Here is a 21,787-nt window from a genome sequence, read left to right on the forward strand (position 1 = left end):
GCGGCGCGCTCGCGCCGCGGTACGACGTCGAGGAGTCGCCCGTGAACGCATCCGGCTGGTCCTGGGGTCCCCAGGACCTAGGCAGTCCCGACGTCGCCCGCACCGGTGCCGTCTCCCGGGATGTCCCCGTGGCCCGGGACATGGTGCTCGAGGACGTGGAGACCGGGTGGGTGGGCGCCGTCGTGGGCGTGGAGACCATCGGCGGGATGCGCGTGGTGGGTCTGGAGGACCGGCACGGGCGCGTGAAGTCCTTCCCCCTGGGCCCGGGCTTCCTCCTGGACGGCGAACCCGTGCGGCTGGGCCCGCCCGAGACCCGCAGCGCCCCGGCCAAGCCCCGGATCACGCGTTCGGGGTCGGTCGAGGTCGAGAACCTGCGCGCGTCCGTGGCCAAGGAGTCGCGTGTGTGGGTCGAGGGGTACCACGACGCCGAGCTCGTGGCCAAGGTGTGGGGCCACGACCTCGCGGTCGAGGGCACCGTGGTGGAACCCCTGCACGGGATCGACGACCTCCCCTCAGCCATCGCCGAGTTCCACCCCGGCCCGCAGCGTCGGCTCGGGATCCTCGTGGACCACCTGGTCGCGGGCTCCAAGGAGTCCAGGATCGCCCAGGAGGCGCTCGCGGTCCCGGGTGCCCGGGACAACGTGCTCATCCTCGGACACCCCTACGTGGACATCTGGCAGGCCGTGAAGCCCAGCGCCCTGGGGATCCGGGAGTGGCCCGTGATCCCGCGCGGGGTGGATTGGAAGACCGGGATGGCACGCGCGCTGGGCCTACCGCACCGCACACCCCAGGACGTGGGGCGGGCGTGGCAGGCGATCCTTGCACGAGTGAACACGTACGCAGACCTCGAACCGGCCCTGCTGGGCCGCGTGGAGGAGCTCATCGACTTCCTCACCGCCCCGGACGCTGCCGATTCCTGACCCGGGCTGCGCCTGACCTGCGGTGACCCACGACGTCGACGGCGCTCGCAGCCGGTGGTCCACGGCTTCGGTGACCCGCGTTAGCGGTAACCCCCAGCGTGGGTGACGCCTGGCGTCGTCGTCCGGCGCGAGGCACGCGGGAACGACCGTAGGATGGGAGCACCGGCGTCCTCCGACCCGGATGGCTACCGCCCGTGAAAGGCACACCCGCTCGTGACTGACGCTGCTCCCTCCCCCTCCACTCGCTCCGCCGAGACTCCGTTCGAGTCCGTGGCCCCCGTGGCGCAACCCCTGGACGTGTCCCAGGACCGGCAGTGGGCCACCCTCTCCCACCTGGGTGGCGTGGTGGGCGTACTGCCCAGCTACATGATCCACCGGGTGTTCAAGGACCGTGGTCCCTTCACCGCTCAGGAATCCCGGGAAGCCGCCAATTACGCCATGCTGCCCACCCTGGTGATCCTCGCGGGCATCGTGCTCTCACTCATCCCGTTCATCGGATGGCTCTTCTCGGTCATCGCCGCCGTGACCTGGCTGTTCCTGGCCATCACCTCCGTGCGCGCGGGCGTGAAGGTCAACCGCGGCGAACCGCACCAGTACCGGTTCAACACCCACCTCTACGACACGTTCGCGGCCCGCAACTCCTGACACGGTCACCAGTCGAGCAAGCGGCGCGTCACGGCGTCGGCCATCAGACGCCCCGCGTCCGTGAGGACCGCGGACCCGCGGAGGGCGGCGGCGCCGTCCAGCCAGCCGTCGGCGATCAATCCGGCCGCCGCGTGCCGCCCCTCCGGGCGCAGCCCCTCGAGCGGGAGTCCCTCACGGATCCTGATCCCGAGCATCACGTGTTCCACGTACTGCGTCTCGCCATTCAAGGTCTCGCGGCCCACGGCCGGTGAGTCACCCCGGCGCACGGCGGCCGTGTAGGGCAACGGGTGCTTGAGGTTCCACCAGCGCACGCCGTCACTGTGTGAGTGCGCCCCCGGGCCGATCCCCCACCAGTCCTGATTGCGCCAGTACGCGAGGTTGTGCACGCTGCGGTTCTGCACCGCGCTGCGCCCGTGGGCCGCGCGGGACCAGTTGGACACCTCGTACCACTCGAACCCGGCCTCGCGCAGCAGCGCGTCCGCGAGCGTGTACTTCTCCGCCTGGTCGTCCGGATCCACGTCCGGCACCTCACCGCGGCGGATCTGGGCGGCCAGCTTGGTGCCGTCCTCGATGATCAGGGAGTACGCGGAGACGTGGTCGGGGTCCATGGCCAGCGCGGCCTCCAACGAGGTGCGCCAGTCGGCCACGCTCTCCCCCGGTGTACCGTAGATCAGGTCCACGCTCGCGCCCAGTCCGCGGTCCTTGGCCCAGCCGACGGCGCGCGGGACGTTCGCCGGCGTGTGCGTGCGTTCCAGCACGCGCAGCACGTGGGGCACCGCGGACTGCATCCCGAAGGACACCCGGGTAACCCCGGCCGCGGCGAGCACGTCGAACGTCTCCTCGCTCACCGAGTCGGGGTTGGCTTCCACGGTGACCTCGGCGTCCGGGGCCAGCCCGAAGCTCTCCCGGGCCTGCTCGAGCATGAGCGCGAGCTCCCGGGCGGGCAGAAGGGTGGGCGTACCCCCGCCGAAGAACACGCTGTGCAGCGCGCGCGGCGGTGCCCCGGCGGCGTCGAGCACGGACCGGGCGAAGCGGACCTCCGCGGCGGCGTCGGCGTGGTAGTCGCGCTGGGAGACGCCGTCCCCGAGCTGGTCCATGGTGTAGGTGTTGAAGTCGCAGTACCCGCAGCGCACCGCGCAGAACGGGACGTGGACGTACAGGCTCAGGGTGCGATCGGTGGCACGGGCGACCGATGCCGCGGGGAGCGCGCCGTCCCGGGGTGCGGGATCACCCTCCGGTTGGGCGGGCATTACTTCTTCTTGTCCTTCCCGGTGTCCTCGTCCGAGGACAGCGCGGCCACGAAGGCCTCCTGGGGGACCTCCACGCGGCCCACCATCTTCATGCGCTTCTTGCCCTCCTTCTGCTTCTCGAGCAGCTTGCGCTTACGGGAGATGTCACCGCCGTAGCACTTGGAGAGCACGTCCTTACGGATCGCGCGGATGTTCTCGCGCGCGATGATCCGGGAACCGATCGCGGCCTGGATGGGGACCTCGTACTGCTGGCGCGGGATGAGCTTCTGCAGCTTGCCCGTCATGAGCACACCGTACGAGTACGCCTTGTCCTTGTGGGTGATCGCGCTGAACGCGTCCACCTGCTCGCCCTGCAGGAGGATGTCCACCTTCACGAGATCCGCGGCCTGCTCGCCGTCCGCCTTCCAGTCCAGGGACGCGTAGCCCCGGGTCTTGGACTTGAGCTGGTCGAAGAAGTCGAAGACGATCTCCGCGAGCGGCAACCGGTAGCGCAGCTCCACGCGGTCCTCGGAGAGGTAGTCCATCCCCTTCATCTCACCGCGCTTGGACTGGCACAGTTCCATGACCGCGCCGATGAACTCGGACGGCACCAGGATGGTGGCCGAGACCATGGGTTCGCGGATCTCCAGGATCCGCCCCTCCGGGAACTCGGACGGGTTAGTAACCTGCTCCTCCGAGTTGTCCTCGAGCGTCACGTTGTAGGACACGGACGGCGCGGTGGAGATCAGGTCCAGGTTGAATTCGCGTTCGAGTCGGTCGCGGGTGATCTCCAGGTGCAGCAGGCCCAGGAAACCGCAACGGAAGCCGAAGCCCAACGCGGCGGAGGTCTCGGGTTCGTACACCAGGGCGGCGTCGTTGAGCTGGAGCTTCTCGAGGGCGTCCCGCAGCACGGGGTAGTCCGAACCCTCCACGGGGAACAGTCCCGAGAACACCATGGGCTTGGGGTCCTCGTACCCACCCAGGGACTGCTGCGCGGGCTTGGTCTGGCTCGTGACCGTGTCACCCACGCGGGACTGGCGGACGTCCTTCACGCCCGTGATCAGATAGCCCACCTCCCCCACGCTCAGCCCCTGCGAGGGCACCGGCTCCGGGGAGATCACACCGAGTTCGAGCAGCTCGTGGGTGGCCCCGGTGGACATCATCTGGATCCGCTCTCGCGGGGACAGCGTCCCGTCCACCACGCGCACATAGGTCACCACGCCGCGGTAGGTGTCGTACACCGAGTCGAAGATCATGGCACGCGACGGCGCGTCCTTGACCCCCTGGGGCGCCGGGACCTGGCGCACGATCGTGTCCAGCAGCTCCTCGACGCCCTCACCGGTCTTGCCCGAGACCTTGAGCACGTCCTCGGGTTCCACGCCGATCAGATTGGCGAGTTCAGTAGCGTACTTCTCCGGCTGCGCGGCCGGCAGGTCGATCTTGTTGAGCACCGGGATGATCGTGAGGTCGTTCTCGATCGCGAGGTACAGGTTGGCCAGCGTCTGCGCCTCGATCCCCTGGGCGGCGTCCACGAGCAGGATCGTGGCCTCGCACGCGGCCAGGGACCGGGAGACCTCGTACGTGAAGTCCACGTGCCCGGGCGTGTCGATCATGTTCAGCGCGTAGTCCGTGCCGTCCACGTTCCACGGCATCCGCACCGCCTGGGACTTGATGGTGATCCCGCGTTCGCGTTCGATGTCCATGCGGTCCAGGTACTGGGCCTTCATCTGCCGGGGCGTCACCACGCCCGTGGCCTGCAGCATCCGGTCCGCGAGGGTGGACTTGCCGTGGTCGATGTGGGCGATGATGCAGAAGTTCCTGATCACCGAGGGGTCGGTCGAGGCGGGAACCGGTGGATTGACGGCCAACGGTGACACGGGCGGTCCTTTCGATCGGATGACTCCCCAGTTTCCCACGTTCCGCGGCAACGGACGAACCGCTGCCCCTACGATGAGCACATGGCTGACTTCATGCGCCTCGCGCGCCAGGGCCTGCGGGCCTACCGGATGTACCAGCGGGTCTCGCGGACCCTGCGCGGGCGGCGAGACGCCGGCCGCGCGCCGTTGCCCCGGGACGCCTCCGGGCACGCGCGCCGCGATCGGGCCGCCGCGCCGGGGACGACGACGTCGCCCGCCGGCACCTCCCGGCTCTACCCCGGTGACTGGACGGGGCCGGTGACCCCGCACTACGACCCCCACCCGGATGGTCGCCCCGATCCGGGCGAGGTCGTGTGGACCTGGGTACCCTACGAGGAGGACCACTCACGCGGCAAGGACCGTCCCGTGCTGATCGTGGACCGCGCCGGGGAGTACGTGCTGTGCGTGATGCTCACCTCCAAGGACCACGACACCGCGACCCACGACGATCCCGACTTCGTGGACGTGGGAACCGGCGACTGGGACCGCTCGGGCCGCCCGTCCGAGGCCCGGATCGACCGGATCATCCCCGTGCGCCCCGAGGACGTGCGCCGGGAGGGCGCGGTGCTCGCCCGCTCACGCTTCGACGCGGTGGCCGCGGAGCTCGCCACCCGCGCCCGCCACTGACCGGCGCCGCGGCCGGTGATCTGCTAAAGTGGATCGCTGTGTGTCCGCGCTGGTCGTCGGGCACAGCGGATGGTTGCCACCGAGCATCCCCACTCTCACAACTCAGTCGATGACCATCCGTGAGCCCTCACTGACCTACTTCCGCAAACGTTCTAGGAGTTTTACGTGGCCAACATCAAGTCGCAGAAGAAGCGCATCCTCACCAACGAGAAGGCTCGCCTGCGCAACAACTCTTACAAGTCCGAGCTCAAGACCCTGATCCGCAAGGTGGACGCCGCGGTCGAGTCCGGCAACAAGGAAGCTGCGACCGAGACGCTGCGCAACGCGTCCCGCAAGCTCGACAAGGCCGTGTCCAAGGGTGTGCTGCACAAGAACACCGCGGCCAACAAGAAGTCCGGTCTGGCCAAGAAGGTCGCCAAGATCTGAATCGACTGACCCCGTCCGCACAGGACGCCTGCGGGCCCGGCACCGTTTCTCGGTGCCGGGCCCGCAGTCTTTCCCCGGGTCTTCCGGGATCGCAATGGTGACCCTCAGAGATGGCCCCTCAGTGGTGACCGGACGTCGCGATCACGGTGATCGCCCGCTCCACCGCGAAGTACGGGGACCGGGACGCACCCTTGACCTGGGCGTCGGCCTCGGCCACGGCCTGCAGGGCGGCGGCCACGTCCCCGGCGGTGAACCGGCGGGCCTCGTTCTGCGCGCGCTCCACTTGCCACGGCGCCGCGCCCACGTCCCGCGCAAGTGCTCCCGCTCCCCCGCGGGATCCTGCGGTCAGCGCGATCAACCGCATCTTGGAGCCCAGCGCGGCGACCATGGGGACCGGGTCCACTCCCACGTCCACGGCTTGCCGCCACAGCTTCAGGGCCTGATCCGCGTTACCGGCCACCGCGGCGTCCGCGACGCGGAACGCGGTGACCTCCACGCGCCCGCCGTAGTACTTCTCCACGAGGTCGTGATCCACCGTGAGCGGGCCGTCCGCGATCAACTGCGCGCACGCGGCGGCGAGCTCCGCGGTGCTCGTGCCCACGGCCGCGGCGAGGGCGCGGGCGGCGTCCGGCTCGATGCGTTTGCCGTGCGCGCGGAACTCGGCTAGGACGAAGGCCGTCTTGTCGCGGTCCGATTTGGGCGGCGTGCAATCGAGGACGAGCGCCGACTCCTTGAGAGCGTCCAGTAGTTTCTTGCCGCGGTTACCCCCGGAGTGCTCCCACAGCACGGTCACGTCCGGGTCCGGGTTGGCCACGTACGACAGGCCGTCCGCGAGGAGGTTCTCGTGCATGCTCGCGAGGTCGTGGACGCACACGAGTTTGGGATCGTCGAACAGGGAGGGGCTCGTGACCACGGCCAAGCTCCCGCTCTCGTAGTCGGCGGCGGAGATGTCCGTGACCTCGCACGACCCGCGCTGCTCCCGGGTCTGGTCCCGCAGGGAGTCCTTGATGCGCTGCAGGATGTACTCATCGGAGCCGGAGGCCAGCACGAGCGGCTGCGGGGTGACGTCCCGCCACGAGGTCTGCGGCGGCGCGGCGGCCTTGCGACGGGCTGGGGGCATCGGAACTCCTCAGGTGCGCGCGGCATGGGAGGGCGCCGCTGTGGTCCTCATGCTAGCGCCGGGTGGGGACATGCCGTGGCCCGGTGTGGACGGGTGAGGCATTGGAACAAGAAACGTGAGCCACACGCGACGAACCCGGTGCACCCAGTGGCTCGACGCGCGGTCACCGTGTCGAGACCACGAGCTGATTCCCTTCCTTGCGGATCCACAACGAACCGCTGAGGTCCGTGCGCGCCACCGCCGCCCCGGTCTCCTGCAGGGCCGCCACGGTTGCGGGGTGGGGATGGCCGTAGCTGTTGCCCTCCCCCACCGAGATCACCGCCAGGGCGGGATCTGAGTCCCTGATGATGTCGGTCCCACCGTTGCGCGCGCCGTGGTGGGAGACCTTCAACACATCTGCCTGTGGGGCGGCTGCTGTTGGCAGGAGCCTGGTGGCCGCTCGGTACCCATCGGCTTCGAGGTCCCCCGCGGTCAACCAGGTGGTGGTCCCCTGGTCAGCGGTGCGGGTGATGAACAGGACGAGGGACGCATTGTTCTCGTCCTCCGAACTCACCCGGCTGTGCACGGGAGCGCGCGGGATTCCGCCCGTTGCAGTAGGCGCGACCCGCGGGGCGAGTACCTCGACCGTGAGCGGTCCGGCGGTTAGTCGTGCCCCGGGCGCAGGCTGCTCGGCCTTCTCCGCGAGCGGTGCCAGTTCGCGTGGTAGCTCCGTCCCGGCCGTGGAGTACCACACCCGCTCCACATCCACCGCATCGGAGAGCCCCTCCAGGCCGGCCACGTGGTCGTCGTGGTTGTGCGTGGCGATCACCGCGTCCAGGTGCGTGATGCCCGCCTGGTCGAGACAGCGACGCAGAGCCCTGGGGTCGGGCCCGCCATCCACGAGCACCGCGCTGTGCTCCCCGGTGCGGTGCAGCACGGCATCTCCCTGCCCGACGTCGCACACCACGGACTCCCACGCGGGCGCCGGTCGGAACCACCACACCGCACCCAGGACGACCAACACGACCACCGCGAGGGACGCGATCACCGCGAGCACGCGACGTCGTACCCGTAGCCTGCGCGCGCGAACGCGCCATACGGCATCGGGCTCGGGCGGCGGGGCCGATGAGGCGTCGACCGTGCCCGCGATGGGTGGTGCCTGACGCAGGCGGTGGTCCACCCCGTGCAGGATGCCGAGGAACAGCAGTGTGACCGCGGTGAGGATGACAATCCCCGGGACACCGCCCGGCCAGGGCAGCTGCGCGCCGGGCAGGGCGGCGAAACCGTCCGCGAGCCACGCAATGACCCGCGCGGGAACCGAGGCGGCGCCCACGGGCAGGGAGGCGGCGCGCTCCCAGCCGGCGAGCGCCGCGGCGTCGTGGGCGCCGGGGAGCAGCCAGCTCAGAGCGGGTGAGGCCAGGTGCCCCGCGAGCAGGACGCATACTGCAAGTAGACCGGCGACGGTGACCACGGGAACGAGAGGGGCGGCGGCCATGTTGGCGGGCAACGAGTACAGGGGCAGAGCGGGGTTGAGCACGAGCAGGGCGGGCCCGCACCACAGTTGGGCGACGAGGGGCACGGCTATGCACGCGGCGAGCGCTGTGGGGATCCGGGAGGCGAGGACGCGGGTCACGGGGCGGGCGCTCACGACGATGCCGGCGGTCGCGAGGACGGAGAGGATGAAGCCGAAATCGATGGCGAGGGGCGGTTGTACGAGCACCAGGCCGGTGACGGCGGCGCACAGGGCATTGAGGCTGACGCCGGCGCGGCCGCTGAGCATGGCGGCCCCGCCGAGTGCACCCATGACGCCGGCGCGCAGGACGGAGGGGTCGGGGCCCACGAGCAGCACGAACCCGGCGAGCGCGGCGAGCCCGATACCCACGCACAGTCGCCGCCCCGCGCCCAGGGTCAGGGCGGCGTACCCGGTCAGGGTCATCACCACGGTGCAATTGGACCCGGAGACGGCCGTGAGGTGGGTCAGTCCGGTGTCCCTCATGCTCTGCGCCAGCGCCTCGGGCAGCTGGGAGGTGTCTCCCACGGTCATGCCGGGGATCAACCCGGCGCTCACTGCACCGAACCGTCCGGACACCCGGGTCAGGTTCGCGCGCACGGTGTCCAGCAGTCCGGGCCGGGCTCCCCGGCAGCCGTGATCGCATCCGGTGGGTGGGGAGGTGGCCCGGGCAGTGAGCCGCGCCGGGTCCGCGGTGCGCGTCACGTTCACCACAGCGTTGACGGTGTCCCCGTCGCGCAGGCCGTCCCACCCGGGGTGGGCGGCGAACACCGTGAGTTCGGCGGTTGCGGCCTTCCCGTCCGCGGCGTGGACGGCCAGGGGTACGACGACGCCGCGCGATGCCTCCTGCTCCCCTGGCGCCGGTGAACCCGTGTATTCGCGGGGCATCCCGGTGACCGTGGCGTTGACGCGGACCACGGAACCGGGAGGATGCCCGGTCAGGAAGTCGCGGGACGGTGCGGTGGCGGCGAGCGCCGTCGTGATGGCCGCGGCGGCACTCAGCGCCACGACCCCCGCCAGAACAGCCAGGCTGGGCGGGAGGGACCTCATCCGGGCGCGGGACTCGCTGGATGATGGCCGCGGGCATCCATGGGAGGAGGAACCTCCGTGCGCGTCCGACGCATGCGTCCAGGATCGCGCGCGGCTCGGCTGCCCGGCCGGCGGACAGCTGCGTTGTGCCGAGGCGGGCGCCTTCCCTCGTGGCCCGCGGTTCGCCCGCCGGATGCGAGACCGGTCGAGAAGAGCGGGTGCGCACCACGCGAGGCCGAAGACCAGGACGCAGCCGAGAGCCCCCACGGCCCCCACGGTCCACCCGGCACGTAGTGTCAGCGATCCGCACACCCACGCGGTGATGGCAACCGGGACCAGGCGCAGGTCCCATCGCACGCTCACACCGTGACCAGTGGTAGCAGTGCCTCCAGCATGGCGGGACCCACCCCGCTGACGTCGTCGAGCTGTTCCGCGGAGGTGAACGGGCCGTGCTGGGTGCGGAACTCCACGATCCGCTGTGCGAGGACCGGTCCCACGCGAGGCAGGGTCTCGAGCTCCGCTTGCGAGGCCGTGTTGAGGTTGACCGGGGCGCCGCCGGGCAGGGCGGCCGCACCACCCGCCTTAGCCGCAGCGCCTGATCCGGACGATGAACCTCCTGTGGCCGCGCCACCCTCGGAAGCACTGCCGCTCACTCCAGTCTTAATGCTGGCGCTGTTCGCTGCTCCCTCGGCCGGGGCACCGGTCCCGGCGCCATTCACGGAACCGCCCTGCGGGGCAGCCTCGGCCACCCGATCGACGTTCTTCGCATTGGGAATCGTGATCTGGGCGCCGTCGCTCACGGGCTGCGCCAGGTTGATCCGGTCCTTCACCGCACCCTTCGTGAATCCACCGGCTGCCGCCACCGCATCCATGACGCGCGCACCCGGGGACAGCGTCACCACGGATGGGTCCTTGACCTCCCCGATCACGTGGACCGTGAGCACCCCGGCTTCTTCGGCGGAGGCGGTACCGTCGCCCGCTGAATCGGCTCCGGCTCCCCCGACGAGCCCTGAGGACGTCGCGGATCCGGACACCCCGTGAGGTGCTGTGTCGTCCCGGCCGGTGGCTTCAGTGCCCTCACGGGCGGCGTCAGCGCGGTCGGAACCCTCATCTGCCCCCGCGCCATCCGTACCGGCGACGGCGCCCTCCGATTTCACGGAAGTGGACGTGACGACGTCGTCCCCCTGTCCATCGGGGAGCAGGTTCCAGCCCCCGATCCCGAGGGCCACCAACAGCACGGCGGACAGTGCTACCAGCGCGGGGCGAGCAATGTGCCGACGGACCACGACGTCCTCGCGATGCCGGGAGTGCTCGGACACCGGGTCTGCGTTGAGCGACGGACCGGTGGCACCATCGGCGGCGTCGTCGGCCGGTTCAGCACCACCGTCCGGAGCCAGATCGGCGCCCTTTTCATTATGGCCAGCAGCACGGCGACCCGTCGCACCACGGCCGGCCACATCACCATTCCGATCGGGCCCTGGCTCCGCCCATGGCAGCCCCGCACCCGACTGCCGGTCTTCCCGCAAGAGCGCCGTCAACCGCTCCGTGGCCTCACTGTCCCGGAACCGGCGCCGTCCCCTGAAATCGATTCCGCTCATGCGCCCACCCCACCGCACGGGCGACAGGGCTCGTGGGTGCGCGACGCCACCGGTGGATTACTCGGGCGACACGCGGATCAGGGGTGCGGTTGTGCAGCCCGCCCGCCGTGCCACACGGGCCGAGACGTGGGGCCCTCGATCACCGCGGCCTTCGTTCCGAGCCCCACGTGCGCGCTGAGCACCGGGGGCAGGTCACTGATCACGAGCTCCGCGTCCGGGCGGTAGCGATCCATGAGCACCTCACCAATCTCGCGCGCCCCGTGCGGGTCCGCGACGTGGTGGATACACAACACCGGCCGGTCGGTCTCTGCGTGGGCCAGAGCCTCCCCCGCCAGCACCATGAACCGCGCCTTAGCCCGCGACAAGGACACCGGCCGCTCCACGGTCACGATCTTGCCTTCGGCCATGCTCAGCAGCGGTTTGAGCTGGAACATGGAACCGACCATCGCCGTGGTCGGATTCACCCGTCCACCCCGGCGCAGGGTTTCCAGCGAGCGCACCTGAATCAGTACCAGTGCCTGGGCGGCGGTCCCACAGGCGGCCGCAGCGACGTCGTCGATCCCCGCCCCCGACGCCACTGCCCGCAGTGCCGCGCGCACCCCCAGACCCTGCGCCAGACCGGCGCTCGCGGTGTCGACGATCCGCACGGGGATCCCGATGTCCTGGCGAGCAATCCGGGCGGCGCCCACCGTCCCGGACAGCTCCCCCGACAGGTGCACCGAGACGATGGCGTCGTACCCCTCCTCCTCGAACCGCCGGTACGCGGCACGCAGCTGCCCCGGGGCCGGCCGGGACGTGGTCACGGGTGTGCCCTCCGCGAGCGCAACGACGAGCGAGGACAGGGTGTCGGATTCACAGGCCGTGTAGAGCTGACCGGAGATCAGCACGGGCATGTCCACGAGCGCGAAGCCCGGTGCGTCCTCGAACGCGCGCAGCCAGGAGTCCGGCAGGGCGGCGGCACTGTCGGTGACGACGGCGACGCGGGGCGGCGCGGCGTCGTCGTCCCCCGAGGACGCGGAAGCGGACGCAGACGGGGACGCTGACGGCGCGCCGACAGACATAGAGGCCGCATCTCCGCACGGGCGGAGCCCGCCCTCCCGCTCGGTGGAACGGGGGGACGGGCTCCGGGGCTCGCGCGGGAACATCAGACCACGATGTTCACGAGCTTGGGGGCGCGCACGATGACCTTGCGCACCGTGGCCTCGGACAGCAGGCGCTGGACGGCCTCCGATCCCATGGCCGCGGCCTCGAGGTCCTCGTCGGTGATGTCCACGGGGACCTGCAACCGGTCACGGACCTTGCCCTTGATCTGCACGATCGCGGTGACGGTGTCCTCCACGAGCAGCGCGGGGTCCACGGTGGGCCACGGGGCGCGCACCACGGAGTCCTCGTGCCCGAGCAGGTGCCACATGTCCTCGGAGGTGTACGGCGCCACGAGGCTCAGCAGGATCGCCACGGCCTCGGTGGCCTCGTGCACGGCGGGATCGGCCGGACCGCAGCCCGCGTCGATGGCCTTGCGTACGGTGTTCACGAGCTCCATGGTCCGGGCGATCACCACGTTGAACTTGTGCGCGTCGAGCAGCTGTTCGGCGTCCGCGACCGTCTTGTGGGTCGCACGGCGCAGCGCATGGTCCCCGGTGGTCACGTCCGCGTCCCGGGCGGCCGTGCAGTCCTTCGCGAGGCGCCACGCGCGGGCCAGGAACTTCTGGGCGCCCTGCGGGGACACGTCCGCCCAGTCCACGTCGTCCTCGGGCGGTGACGCGAAGACCATGGTCAGGCGCACGGCGTCCACGCCGAACTCGTCCAGCTGCTCACCCAGGTCCACGCCGTTGCCCAAGGACTTGGACATGGCCTTGCCCCCGTTGAGCACCTGACCCTGGTTCAGCAGCGCCTTGAACGGCTCGGTGAAGCCCACCAGCCCGAAGTCGTAGAGCGCCTTGGTGAAGAACCGCGAGTACAGCAGGTGCAGGATCGCGTGCTCCACACCGCCCACGTACTGGTCCACGGGCAGCCACCGGTCCGCCTCGGCGCGGTCGAACGGCGCAGCGTCGTCGTGCGGGGACGCGTAGCGCAGGTAGTACCACGAGGAGTCCACGAACGTGTCCATGGTGTCGGTGTCGCGCTTCGCCGGGCCACCGCACTCGGGGCAGCTCACGTTCACCCAGTCCGACGCCGCCGCGAGAGGGCTCTGGCCCTTGGGTGCCAGCTGCTCACCGCGCAGGTCCTCGGGCAGCCGCACGGGCAGCTGGTCCTCGGGCACGGGCACTTCACCGCACGAGGGGCAGTGCACGATGGGGATCGGTGCACCCCAGAACCGCTGCCGGGACAGCAACCAGTCCCGCAGTCGGAAGTTCACGTGATGCTCGCCGGTCCCGGCCTCAGTGACGATCTCGATGGCCTTGGCCACCGCCTCCGCCTTGGACAGCCCGTTCAGCGGTCCGGAGTTGATCAGGGTGCCGTCGCCGGTGGTGGCGACCCCCGTGCTCGCGGGGTCCTCCTCGCCGGTGTCCAGGACCGCGCGCACGGGCAGGTCGAAGGCCCGGGCAAAGTCCAGGTCCCGCTGGTCGTGGGCGGGCACCGCCATGATCACGCCGGTGCCGTAATCAGCCAGGACGTAGTCCGAGGCCCACACCGGCAGCTTCTCGCCCGTGAGGGGGTTGACCGCGTAGCGGCCCAGGAACACACCGGTCTTCTCCCGGTCGGAGGCCTGACGCTCGATGTCCGACAGTGCCTTGACGTCCTCCCGGTACGCGGCGAGCGCGTCGGCGTGTTCGGGGGCCACGATCTCCTGGGCGATCGCGGCGTCCGCGGCGACCACGCAGAACGTGGCGCCGTGGAGGGTGTCCGGGCGGGTCGTGAACACGGTGACGGTACGCCCGGAGGTGTCCTCGGGGTCCGCGCCCTCGGCGGGGGCGCCCTCGATCACGAACTTCACGTGCGCGCCCTCGGAACGCCCGATCCAGTTGCGCTGCATGGCCAGCACGCGCTCGGGCCAGTGGCCCTCCAGCTCACCCATGTCGTCCAGCAAGCGCTGGGCGTAGTCGGTGATCTTGAAATACCACTGGTTCAGGGACTTCTTGGTCACAGGGGTGTGGCAGCGCTCGCACGCACCGTTGACCACTTGCTCGTTGGCGAGCACCGTCTGGTCCTTGGGGCACCAGTTGACCGGGGAGTCCTTCCGGTACGCCAACCCGTGCTTGTAGAACTGCAGGAACAGCCACTGCGTCCAGCGGTAGTACTCGGGGTCGGACGTGTGGATCTCCCGGTCCCAGTCCACGCTGATCGCGTAGCGCTTGAACGAGGCGCGCTGGGTGTCGATGTTGCGGTAGGTCCACTCCGCGGGATGGGCGTCACGCTTGATGGCGGCGTTCTCCGCCGGCAGGCCGAAGGAGTCCCAGCCGATCGGGTGCATCACATCGTACCCGCGGTGCAGCCAGTAGCGGGAGACGACGTCCCCCATGGCGAACGCCTCCGCGTGGCCCATATGCAGGTCCCCCGAGGGGTAGGGGAACATGTCCAGGACGTAACGCCGGGGAGCGGAACCGTCGTCCCGGGGCGCGAAGACCCGGTTGTCCTCCCAGTAGCCGGACCAGGTGGCCTCGATGCGCTGGACGTCGTAGTCCGTGCCCGCATCCGGGGTGCTGTGCTCGCTCACGTGCCTCGCCTTCAAAGTTCACGGGGATGGGCCGGGGATGCTCGTTCGCCCCGGTACCGGCGCGGTGACAGCCTGGTCCCCCGTTCTCGTGTGGGGATTTCTCCCAGTTTAGACCAGCCCGCCACCGCGCCTCTCCCGGCTAGCATGGATGCGCCGACGCCGCACGACTGGAGGACCCGTGGAGAACACCTACGCCGAACGCCGCAGCGTGCAATTGGACGGGTACCGCGTGCGCTACTGGTTCTACGACGCGGACAAGAAGCACAAACCGTTGCTCGTGATGCTCCACGGGTTCCGCGGGGACCACCACGGTCTGCAGCTGATCGCGACCGCCCTACGCGAGAAATACCACGTGGTGCTACCGGACCTGCCCGGTTTCGGACGCTCGGAGCCCTTCCCTGACCGAGAACACTCGGTGCCCAGCTACGTGGAGTTCGTGCGCGAGTTCCTCGAGGCACTGACCGATAACGCCGTCCATCCGGGCTGCGAGACGGGCATCGTGCTCGCGGGGCACTCCTTCGGGTCCACCCTGGCCGCGCACTTCGCCGTGGAGTACCCCGCCATGGTGGAACGGTTGATCCTGCTCAACCCCATCTCAGAACCCGCCCTGGCCGGACAACAAAGGCGGCTGACCAAGCTCACGGAGCTCTACTACTCCGCGGGCGCGTCCCTCCCCCGGCGGCTGGGCACCAAATTGCTGGCCTCGAACGCCGTCGTGAAACTCATGACCGACGTGATGGTCAAGTCCGAGGACCCGGCGATCCGCAACTACGCGCTGCGCCAGCACCAGGCCTACTTCAACACCTTCGCCAACCGGGACGTGCTCACCGAGGCCTATCAGGCGTCGATCTCCCACACCGTCGCGGAGGTCGCGATGAACCTGACCATGCCCACCCTGCTCATCGTGGGCGACCAGGACGAATTGGGCTCCGTGCGCTCGCAACGCACCATGGCCTCGTGGATCCGCAGCCACAGCCTCAAGATCATCCCCGGGGTGGGTCACCTGATCCACTACGAGACCCCACAGCTCGCGGCGGATTACATCGAAGACTTCCTGGCGTCCCCCGCGCCGGAACCCCTCGAGGGCTACGACCAGTTACCCCACGCGGACACGACCGCCTCCACCCCGGACCAACTCACCGGGATGATCCCCGCGGTGGACCCCGGCTCCGGTGAGCACCAGCTCACCAAAGAGGCCACCGCGCGCGGACTCTACGGGACCCACGAACGGTGAAGCTGCTCTTCGACGCCCGCTACATCCGCACCGATTACCACGATGGGATCAGCCGCTACAGCGCCGAACTGCTCGCCGCCACGGCCCGGGCAGTTGCCTCCGATCCGCGCGTCCGCCTCGCCGCACTGATCAGCGATCCCGCCCAGGCTGCCCTGATCTCCGAGGGTCTGCCCACGCTGCTGGGCCCGTCCGTTACGTCCCCGGCCGAGGTGCTCACGGGCGCCCTGCTGAGCCGGTACGCACCCGACGTCGTGTTCTCCCCCATGCAGACCATGGGCTCGCTGGGGCGCCGCCACAAGCTGATCCTCACGCTGCACGACCTGATCTACTACGAGCACCCGCAGCCCCCGGGCGATCTCCCCTTGCCGGTGCAGTGGGGCTGGCGCGCGTACCACAAGGCCTGGTGGCCCCAGCGGCTCACGCTCAACCGCGCCGACGCCGTGGCCACGGTCTCCGAGACCTCCCGGCAGCAGATCCTTGCGCACCGCCTCACGAAACGGGACGTGCGCGTGATTGCCAACGCGGCGCCGTCGGCGGGGGTCCCCGAGGACGAGGCGCTCGCGCGGCTTTCACGCCGCGGCACGGACCTGGTGTACATGGGCTCGTTCCTGCCGTACAAGAACGTGGAGACCCTGCTGCGGGCGATGGCCCACCTCCCGGGGCGCACCCTGCACCTGCTCTCGCGCATCTCCCCCGCGCGCCGCCACGAGCTTCAGGCCCAGGTGCCGGCCGGGGCCCGCGTGGTCTTCCACGGCGGAGTGGGCGAGGAGCAGTACCGCGAGCTGCTGTCCTCGTGCGCCGCGCTGATCACGGCCTCCCGCGCGGAGGGCTACGGCCTGCCGCTCGTGGAGGCCTTCGCCGAGGGTGCGCCTGTCGTCTGCTCCGACCTGCCGATCTTCCGCGAGGTCGCCGGCGATGCCGCCGGCTACGCCCCCGCGGACGACGACGCCGCGTTCGCCGCCCGGGTGCGCGAACTCACGAACCCCACCATGGCCCACGAACGCGTGCTCGCGGGGTTGGAGCGGATCTGCGAGCACACCTGGGAGGACTCCGCGCGGGACCTGCTGGACCTGGCGTGGGAGCTGCACCAGCGCGGTTGAACCGCTGTGCACAGTTCCCCCGTACTCGCCCCCCCGGTTCTCGGCCCTGGGGTCTTCAGCCCGGAAGGTTTCAGCAGCCAGAGCTCCGGACGGTGACCGGGGGTGCCCGGGGGTGCCGTGGGTGACCCGCTCAGGTGCGCACCACCCGTTCCCGCAGCAGCCACTGGGCGAGGGCGTCCAGCGCGATGCCGAGCAGCCCGATGACGAGGATCACCACGAGCATCTCGTCGTAGGCCAGACGGTCCCGCGCGTTGAGGATCTCGTAGCCCAGCCCGGTGCTGACCCCAAGCATTTCCGCGGGCACCAGCACAACCCACGAGATGCCCAGCGCTAGGCGCACCCCGGTCATGACGTAAGGACGGATGCTTGGAAACACCACCGTGAGCAGCCGCTCGAACGGTGTTGCGCCCAGGGTACGTGCCACCCGGAGGTGGGCCGGGTCCAGCGCGGCGACCCCCGCCGCGGTGTTCAGGGTGATCGGCCACACGGCGGCGGCCGCCACGAGGAAGACCACCGGCGCACTGCCCACTCCGAACAGGGCCACGGCCACCGGTGCCCACGACAGCGGCGAGACCATCCGCAGGAACTGCACCACGGGCGCGCTCGCCCACCGCACCCGTTGCCAGGAACCGATCACCAGTCCCAGCGGCACGCCGATCGCCGTCGCCAGCAACAGACCGCCGAGCAGGCGCCACAGACTCGTGACTGCGTCCTGGACCACAACTCCCCGTTCCAGGAGGGAACCGACGGCACCTGGCAGCTGCTCGGGGCGGAAAGCCGCGATCATCGTGGACCCGCCGGCGGCCGCGTGGGTGAACGCCCACCACGCCGCCACGGTCACGAGGACACCGAACGTGCCCCAAGCCACGGCCGCACCTCGTCCGGCGCCCCCGCCCGCCCGTCTCCGGGACGTGGACGGCGATTTCGCTCGGTCACTGTGCGCACCCGCTCTGGAGTCTCGGACAGGGGCCGGGCCGGTGCCACCCGCTGACGGTGCGGCGGCGAGATCCGTGCCCGTGCTCTCGGGCGTGCTGCTGGATGTGGGACTCATGCCTGGATCTCCTCGGTGCGTGTGGTGCCGCGCATCCCGAACGCACCCCAGCCGCCTGCCCTTGCGATGCTCCGGGTCACCAATGCGTCGTCCACCAGCTCGCGGTGCGCGGTGGCAGGATCGAGCCCGGTGAGGAACCCGGCGGGGGCATCCACCACCGTGTCCTGCATCGCGCGCACCAGCTCCTGCGTGAAACTCGGGTACGGGTAGGGCCGGAAGTCCAGGGACTCGCCGTGCCAGTCAGGGTGGTGCAGCGCGTCGGCGTGCGCGGCCGCGGTGTAGGTCAGGGCCCGCTGGATCACGGGCTTCGGCTGCGGGAGGTAGCCGGAGGCCAGCACCGCCGCGGTCTCGGGGCGGTTTGTCCGCGCCCACGCCTGCGCGCGGACCAGCGCGTCCATGAAACCCGCTGCCTGCTCGGGACGATCCCTCAGCAGCTCCCCGCGCAGCATGGTCACGCAGCAGGCGTGGTCGCGCCACACGTCCCCCAGGAACCGGTGGATCGTGCCCACGTGCTTCGCCTCCGCGGCCGCGTTGAACGGGTCCGCGACCACGTACCCGCCGATTACCCCGTTGTTCAGTGCGGGCAGCATGTCCGAGGGGGCCATCGGGACCAGCGTCACGGTCCGGGCGCTCGTGGACGGGCTCTCACGCATCACGGGTGTCAGCCCCTCGGCGCGGAGCATCTTCTGCACCACCACGTTGTGGATGGACCACCACGCGGGAATCGCCACGGTGCGGCCGGCAAGCCCCGCCAGGTCCGTGATCTCCGGGTGCACAGTGAGCGAAGAGCCGTTCGTGTGGTTCCACGCCGTGATCCGCACGTCCGCCTGCAGCTCGTAGCGCATGTACAGGGCCATGGGCATGAGCATGTGGATGGCCTCCACCTTGCCCGCCACGAAGGCCTCGGACAGTGAGGACCAGCTGCGGAACAGGACGGGCCGCGCGACGGCCACCCCGGCGTCGTCGTAGTAGCCGTTGGCGTGGGCAACCAGCAGGGGCGCGGCATCAGTGATCGGCAGGTACCCGATGCGCACGGGCCGTGAGCCGCCGTCACCACCGCTGCCGATGCGGGTTCCCGTGTAGAGGGAACCGGCGCCCCACGCCGCACCCGTCAGTGCCACCGCCGCGGTCCCGGCGCGCAGGACGGTCCGCCGTGTGGTGAGAGACCCGCTCATATCTCCCAGGTTCCCGCCTCGTCGTCCGTGCCGCGGTACGTCGCGAGAATCTGTCCGGCCGTGGTGCCGTCCTGGGACGGAACCCACTGCCGCCGAAAACCGCGCGGTCCGGCGAAGAAGCCGATGCGGTCCCCCAACGCCATGGCCTCGGCGACGTCGTGCGTGACCAGGAAGACCGTCAGCCCGAGGTCAGTGGTCAGCTGCCGCAGCCACTGCTGCAGGTCCTCGCGGGTGGCGGGGTCCAGCGCGCTGAAGGGTTCGTCGAGCAGCAGCACGTCCGGGCGCACGGCGAGCGCCCTGCCCACGGAGACCCGCTGGGCCTGGCCGCCGGAGAGCTCCTGCACGGGGGTGTGGGCGAGGTGGGAGAGGCCGAGGATCTCGAGCAGCTCGCCCACGTGCTCGTCGTCGAAGCGGTCGCGGTTGCGCCGGTACCTGCCGCCGAGGGCGATGTTGCGCCGCACGGACAGCCAGGGGAACAGTGCCGGGGTCTGGAAGACCACGGCAAGGCGGGCGTCAGGGTCCGAGAACTCGATACTGCCTCCGTCGAGGGTCTCGAGCCCGGCGATGGCACGCAGCAGGGTGGACTTCCCGGAACCGCTGGGGCCCAGCACGGCGAGGGTCTCGCCCCGGTGCAAGGTGAGGTCCACGCCGTCGAGGGCGGGGTCAGAGGCCCCCGGGTAGGTTTTGCTGACACCGTGCACCCGCAGTGCCGTGCCCGGGTCCGTGGTCACCGCGGTGCCGTCGTGCCCGTGCCTCACCCGAGCCTGCGCAGTTCCCACCGCAAGTGGCCTTCCGTGGGCGACTGGACTGGCAAGAACGCTGCTTCCCGTGCGCGGCGCGCCGTGGGCGAGAACAGCGCGTAGCCACGGCCGCCCACGATCTTCGCCTCCAGGCGGGTGGCCTCGCCGGTGAGCAGGGCTGCGTCGAGGCGCAACTGCAGGAGCTCGCGGGGTGCGGCGGCACGCGGTTCCCGTGCCAGTCGCACGAGGTCCGCGCGCAGGCGCTGCTGCTCCGCCACGGCGTCGTCCAGGTCCTCGCGGAACATCTCGCCGACGCCGCCCAGGTTCTCCCGCGCGCTCGTCAGCGCCGCCGCGGAGAGACCGAGGCAGAACGAGGTCTGCAGCAGCAGGAACGGTCCGCGGACCGTGGCCAGGAACCCGGGGACGTCCTCGGTGAGGACGTCCTGCTCCGCGTCGATCTCCACACCCTCCAGGCGCAGGATGCCGGACGCCGTGGCGTTGAGCGCCATGAGGTTCTCCAGCGGCCGCACGCTGACCCCGCGGGCCGCCACCCGGGTGCGGACGATCGCGGGGCGTCCGTCCTCCCGGACGACCGGCAGGATCACGACGGCGTCCGGGTACAGGTTCGAGGCCCACGGCACGGTGCCGTCGAGCACCAGGTGGTCCCCCCGGCGGGTGAGCGTCACGGGGATCTCACCGATACCTGCCGCGGCCTTGAACGCCGGTGCCATGGCGGAGCACAGCGGCACGTCACCGGTGCGCAGCTCAGACGCGACGGGCGCCCCCACCGCGTCGAGGTACTCGAGGCCGGAGCGGTGGCCCCACAGTGAGAACGCCGTGGCCGTGCACTCGGCCGCGAGGTCGAAGACGACGGCTGCCTGTCCACGCAGGTCCCCGCCCCCGAGACCCAGGTCCAGCAGGCCCCGCTGCCCGAGCTCGCGCAGGGTCTCGAACGGGGTGGTGTCCGCCTCGTCGGTGGCCCTGGCACGCTCGGCCGCGCGTGCCCGGACCAGGCCGTGTTCCGGGTAGTCGGTCAGTGGGGCCAGGAGCTCCTGGTCGGAGGCAGTCTCGAAGGTTGCCGAAGCACTGGGCTGGGACATGGGTTCCGTTCTGACGAGGCGTGCGCCGGGTGCCGCGGCCCGTGGCGGGCTGCGGCACCCGGTGGTGGTGACGGGTGGACGCGGGACTCAGACCTCGAGCTTGAACATCCGGTCGAAGGGGGTGTCCACAGCCGCGCGGGCACGCACCACGGCGTCCTCGTCCGGAGCGTTGTAGAAGCACAGGCACTTGGCGGTGTCCTCGCGGACGTAGGTGCGCAGGAACGACACCTCGGGAACCTCGGCGTACTTGGGCGCGTTCGCCTTCTTGCGGGTGAGGTACTGGTCCATAGTGATCTCGGCGGGGATGTCCCACTCCACCAGGTAGTCGGTCTGGCCACGGAGCTTCTTGATGTCCTCGAGCTCCGCGCCCACCAGGCGTACCTCGTCCGGGCCGGTGACCTCGGTGACGGACTCGCCCAGCGCCGTGCGCACGGTCTGCGCAAGACCCTCGGGCGTGTCCTGCTGCGTCTCCACGATGACGAACACGCGAGCGTGGTCCGCCGTCACCTGGGACTCGATGAGTTCGGCAGAGGCCTGCGTGACAGCGCTCGACGTCGCGTCGATGATCGAGCGCACGGCCTCCTTCTCGGCCACGGCGGGAACAATTTCAATGAGCTGCAGCGACATGCGGATCCTTTCGGGAACGGGTCTGCGGTGATGACTCGCGCGCACGCCGGGACTCTTTGCCCCGGTGCGCGGTGCCACCCCGCGTGAACGTGTCCTCCACCGTAGG

18 protein-coding genes are annotated in these 21,787 nt (G+C 70.4%); 6 read left to right on the forward strand and 12 right to left on the reverse strand.

Annotated elements, in window-relative coordinates:
- The first annotated feature begins 41 nt into the window (after positions 1 to 41).
- Both RF650_RS09785 and RF650_RS09790 read left to right on the forward strand, forming a co-directional pair.
- A complete protein-coding gene (locus tag RF650_RS09785; RefSeq protein ID WP_085106033.1) occupies positions 42 to 920 on the forward strand; it encodes a DUF3097 family protein in 879 nt (292 codons plus the stop codon).
- Between the two features lie 213 nt (positions 921 to 1,133).
- Complete coding sequence (locus RF650_RS09790) at positions 1,134 to 1,565, forward strand: DUF4870 domain-containing protein (RefSeq protein WP_368814799.1); 432 nt, start codon at positions 1,134 to 1,136, stop codon at positions 1,563 to 1,565.
- Positions 1,566 to 1,570: 5 nt separating this feature from the next.
- On the opposite strand, the gene hemW is transcribed toward RF650_RS09790, so the two are convergent.
- Positions 1,571 to 2,815 carry a radical SAM family heme chaperone HemW gene (gene hemW / locus RF650_RS09795; RefSeq protein ID WP_368814800.1) on the reverse strand — a complete coding sequence of 415 codons (1,245 nt, stop codon included), beginning with the start codon at positions 2,813 to 2,815 and terminating at the stop codon, positions 1,571 to 1,573.
- Positions 2,815 to 4,671 (reverse strand): translation elongation factor 4, encoded by a 1,857-nt coding sequence (lepA, locus tag RF650_RS09800; protein WP_064845859.1) that lies wholly within the window; start codon positions 4,669 to 4,671, stop codon positions 2,815 to 2,817. Before lepA ends, hemW begins: the two co-directional genes overlap by 1 nt.
- 81 nt (positions 4,672 to 4,752) lie before the next feature.
- On the opposite strand from lepA, the gene RF650_RS09805 reads away from it, so the two are divergent.
- Both RF650_RS09805 and rpsT read left to right on the forward strand, forming a co-directional pair.
- Entirely contained in the window at positions 4,753 to 5,337 is a 585-nt protein-coding gene (locus RF650_RS09805) for a type II toxin-antitoxin system PemK/MazF family toxin (protein WP_131332958.1), read from the forward strand.
- A gap of 165 nt (positions 5,338 to 5,502) precedes the next feature.
- A complete protein-coding gene (gene rpsT, locus RF650_RS09810) occupies positions 5,503 to 5,763 on the forward strand; it encodes a 30S ribosomal protein S20 (protein ID WP_035961892.1) in 261 nt (86 codons plus the stop codon).
- A gap of 118 nt (positions 5,764 to 5,881) precedes the next feature.
- Here the strand turns inward: rpsT and holA are convergent, their stop codons facing one another.
- The 5 genes from holA to leuS form a co-directional block, all read right to left on the reverse strand.
- A complete protein-coding gene (gene holA / locus RF650_RS09815) occupies positions 5,882 to 6,883 on the reverse strand; it encodes a DNA polymerase III subunit delta (protein ID WP_131332959.1) in 1,002 nt (333 codons plus the stop codon).
- Positions 6,884 to 7,046: 163 nt separating this feature from the next.
- Complete coding sequence (locus RF650_RS09820) at positions 7,047 to 9,422, reverse strand: ComEC/Rec2 family competence protein (protein ID WP_368814801.1); 2,376 nt, start codon at positions 9,420 to 9,422, stop codon at positions 7,047 to 7,049.
- 338 nt (positions 9,423 to 9,760) lie between these two features.
- Positions 9,761 to 10,720, reverse strand: coding sequence for a helix-hairpin-helix domain-containing protein (locus tag RF650_RS09825; protein WP_368814802.1), 960 nt, complete (start codon positions 10,718 to 10,720; stop codon positions 9,761 to 9,763).
- A 356-nt stretch (positions 10,721 to 11,076) separates the two neighbouring features.
- Positions 11,077 to 12,060, reverse strand: coding sequence for a DegV family protein (locus RF650_RS09830; protein ID WP_368814803.1), 984 nt, complete (start codon positions 12,058 to 12,060; stop codon positions 11,077 to 11,079).
- 83 nt (positions 12,061 to 12,143) lie between these two features.
- Positions 12,144 to 14,654, reverse strand: coding sequence for a leucine--tRNA ligase (leuS, locus tag RF650_RS09835; protein WP_368814804.1), 2,511 nt, complete (start codon positions 14,652 to 14,654; stop codon positions 12,144 to 12,146).
- Between the two features lie 178 nt (positions 14,655 to 14,832).
- Between leuS and RF650_RS09840 the strand changes: the two genes are divergently transcribed.
- Positions 14,833 to 15,888: an alpha/beta fold hydrolase gene (locus RF650_RS09840; protein WP_131332964.1), complete on the forward strand. Its 1,056-nt coding sequence runs from the start codon at positions 14,833 to 14,835 to the stop codon at positions 15,886 to 15,888.
- On the forward strand, positions 15,885 to 16,988 hold the full coding sequence (locus RF650_RS09845) for a glycosyltransferase family 4 protein (protein WP_368814805.1): 1,104 nt from the start codon (positions 15,885 to 15,887) through the stop codon (positions 16,986 to 16,988). The genes RF650_RS09840 and RF650_RS09845 overlap by 4 nt, the downstream gene beginning before the upstream one ends.
- 130 nt (positions 16,989 to 17,118) lie before the next feature.
- Here the strand turns inward: RF650_RS09845 and RF650_RS09850 are convergent, their stop codons facing one another.
- The 5 genes from RF650_RS09850 to RF650_RS09870 all read right to left on the reverse strand — a co-directional run bounded on the left by RF650_RS09850 (position 17,119) and on the right by RF650_RS09870 (position 21,681).
- Positions 17,119 to 17,856 (reverse strand): ABC transporter permease, encoded by a 738-nt coding sequence (locus tag RF650_RS09850; RefSeq protein ID WP_229566321.1) that lies wholly within the window; start codon positions 17,854 to 17,856, stop codon positions 17,119 to 17,121.
- Positions 17,857 to 18,035: 179 nt separating this feature from the next.
- Complete coding sequence (locus tag RF650_RS09855) at positions 18,036 to 19,214, reverse strand: ABC transporter substrate-binding protein (protein ID WP_145004743.1); 1,179 nt, start codon at positions 19,212 to 19,214, stop codon at positions 18,036 to 18,038.
- On the reverse strand, positions 19,211 to 19,972 hold the full coding sequence (locus RF650_RS09860; protein WP_240505548.1) for an ABC transporter ATP-binding protein: 762 nt from the start codon (positions 19,970 to 19,972) through the stop codon (positions 19,211 to 19,213). Before RF650_RS09860 ends, RF650_RS09855 begins: the two co-directional genes overlap by 4 nt.
- The gene (locus RF650_RS09865; RefSeq protein WP_368814806.1) at positions 19,969 to 21,054 is read right to left on the reverse strand and encodes an acyl-CoA dehydrogenase; all 1,086 of its coding nucleotides are present in this window, start codon (positions 21,052 to 21,054) and stop codon (positions 19,969 to 19,971) included. Before RF650_RS09865 ends, RF650_RS09860 begins: the two co-directional genes overlap by 4 nt.
- A gap of 87 nt (positions 21,055 to 21,141) precedes the next feature.
- A complete protein-coding gene (locus RF650_RS09870; protein ID WP_318545540.1) occupies positions 21,142 to 21,681 on the reverse strand; it encodes a DUF4242 domain-containing protein in 540 nt (179 codons plus the stop codon).
- Between the last annotated feature and the right edge of the window lie 106 nt (positions 21,682 to 21,787).

Source organism: Kocuria sp. CPCC 205297, assembly GCF_040981035.1.
In the GTDB taxonomy this organism is placed as follows: domain Bacteria; phylum Actinomycetota; class Actinomycetes; order Actinomycetales; family Micrococcaceae; genus Kocuria; species Kocuria marina.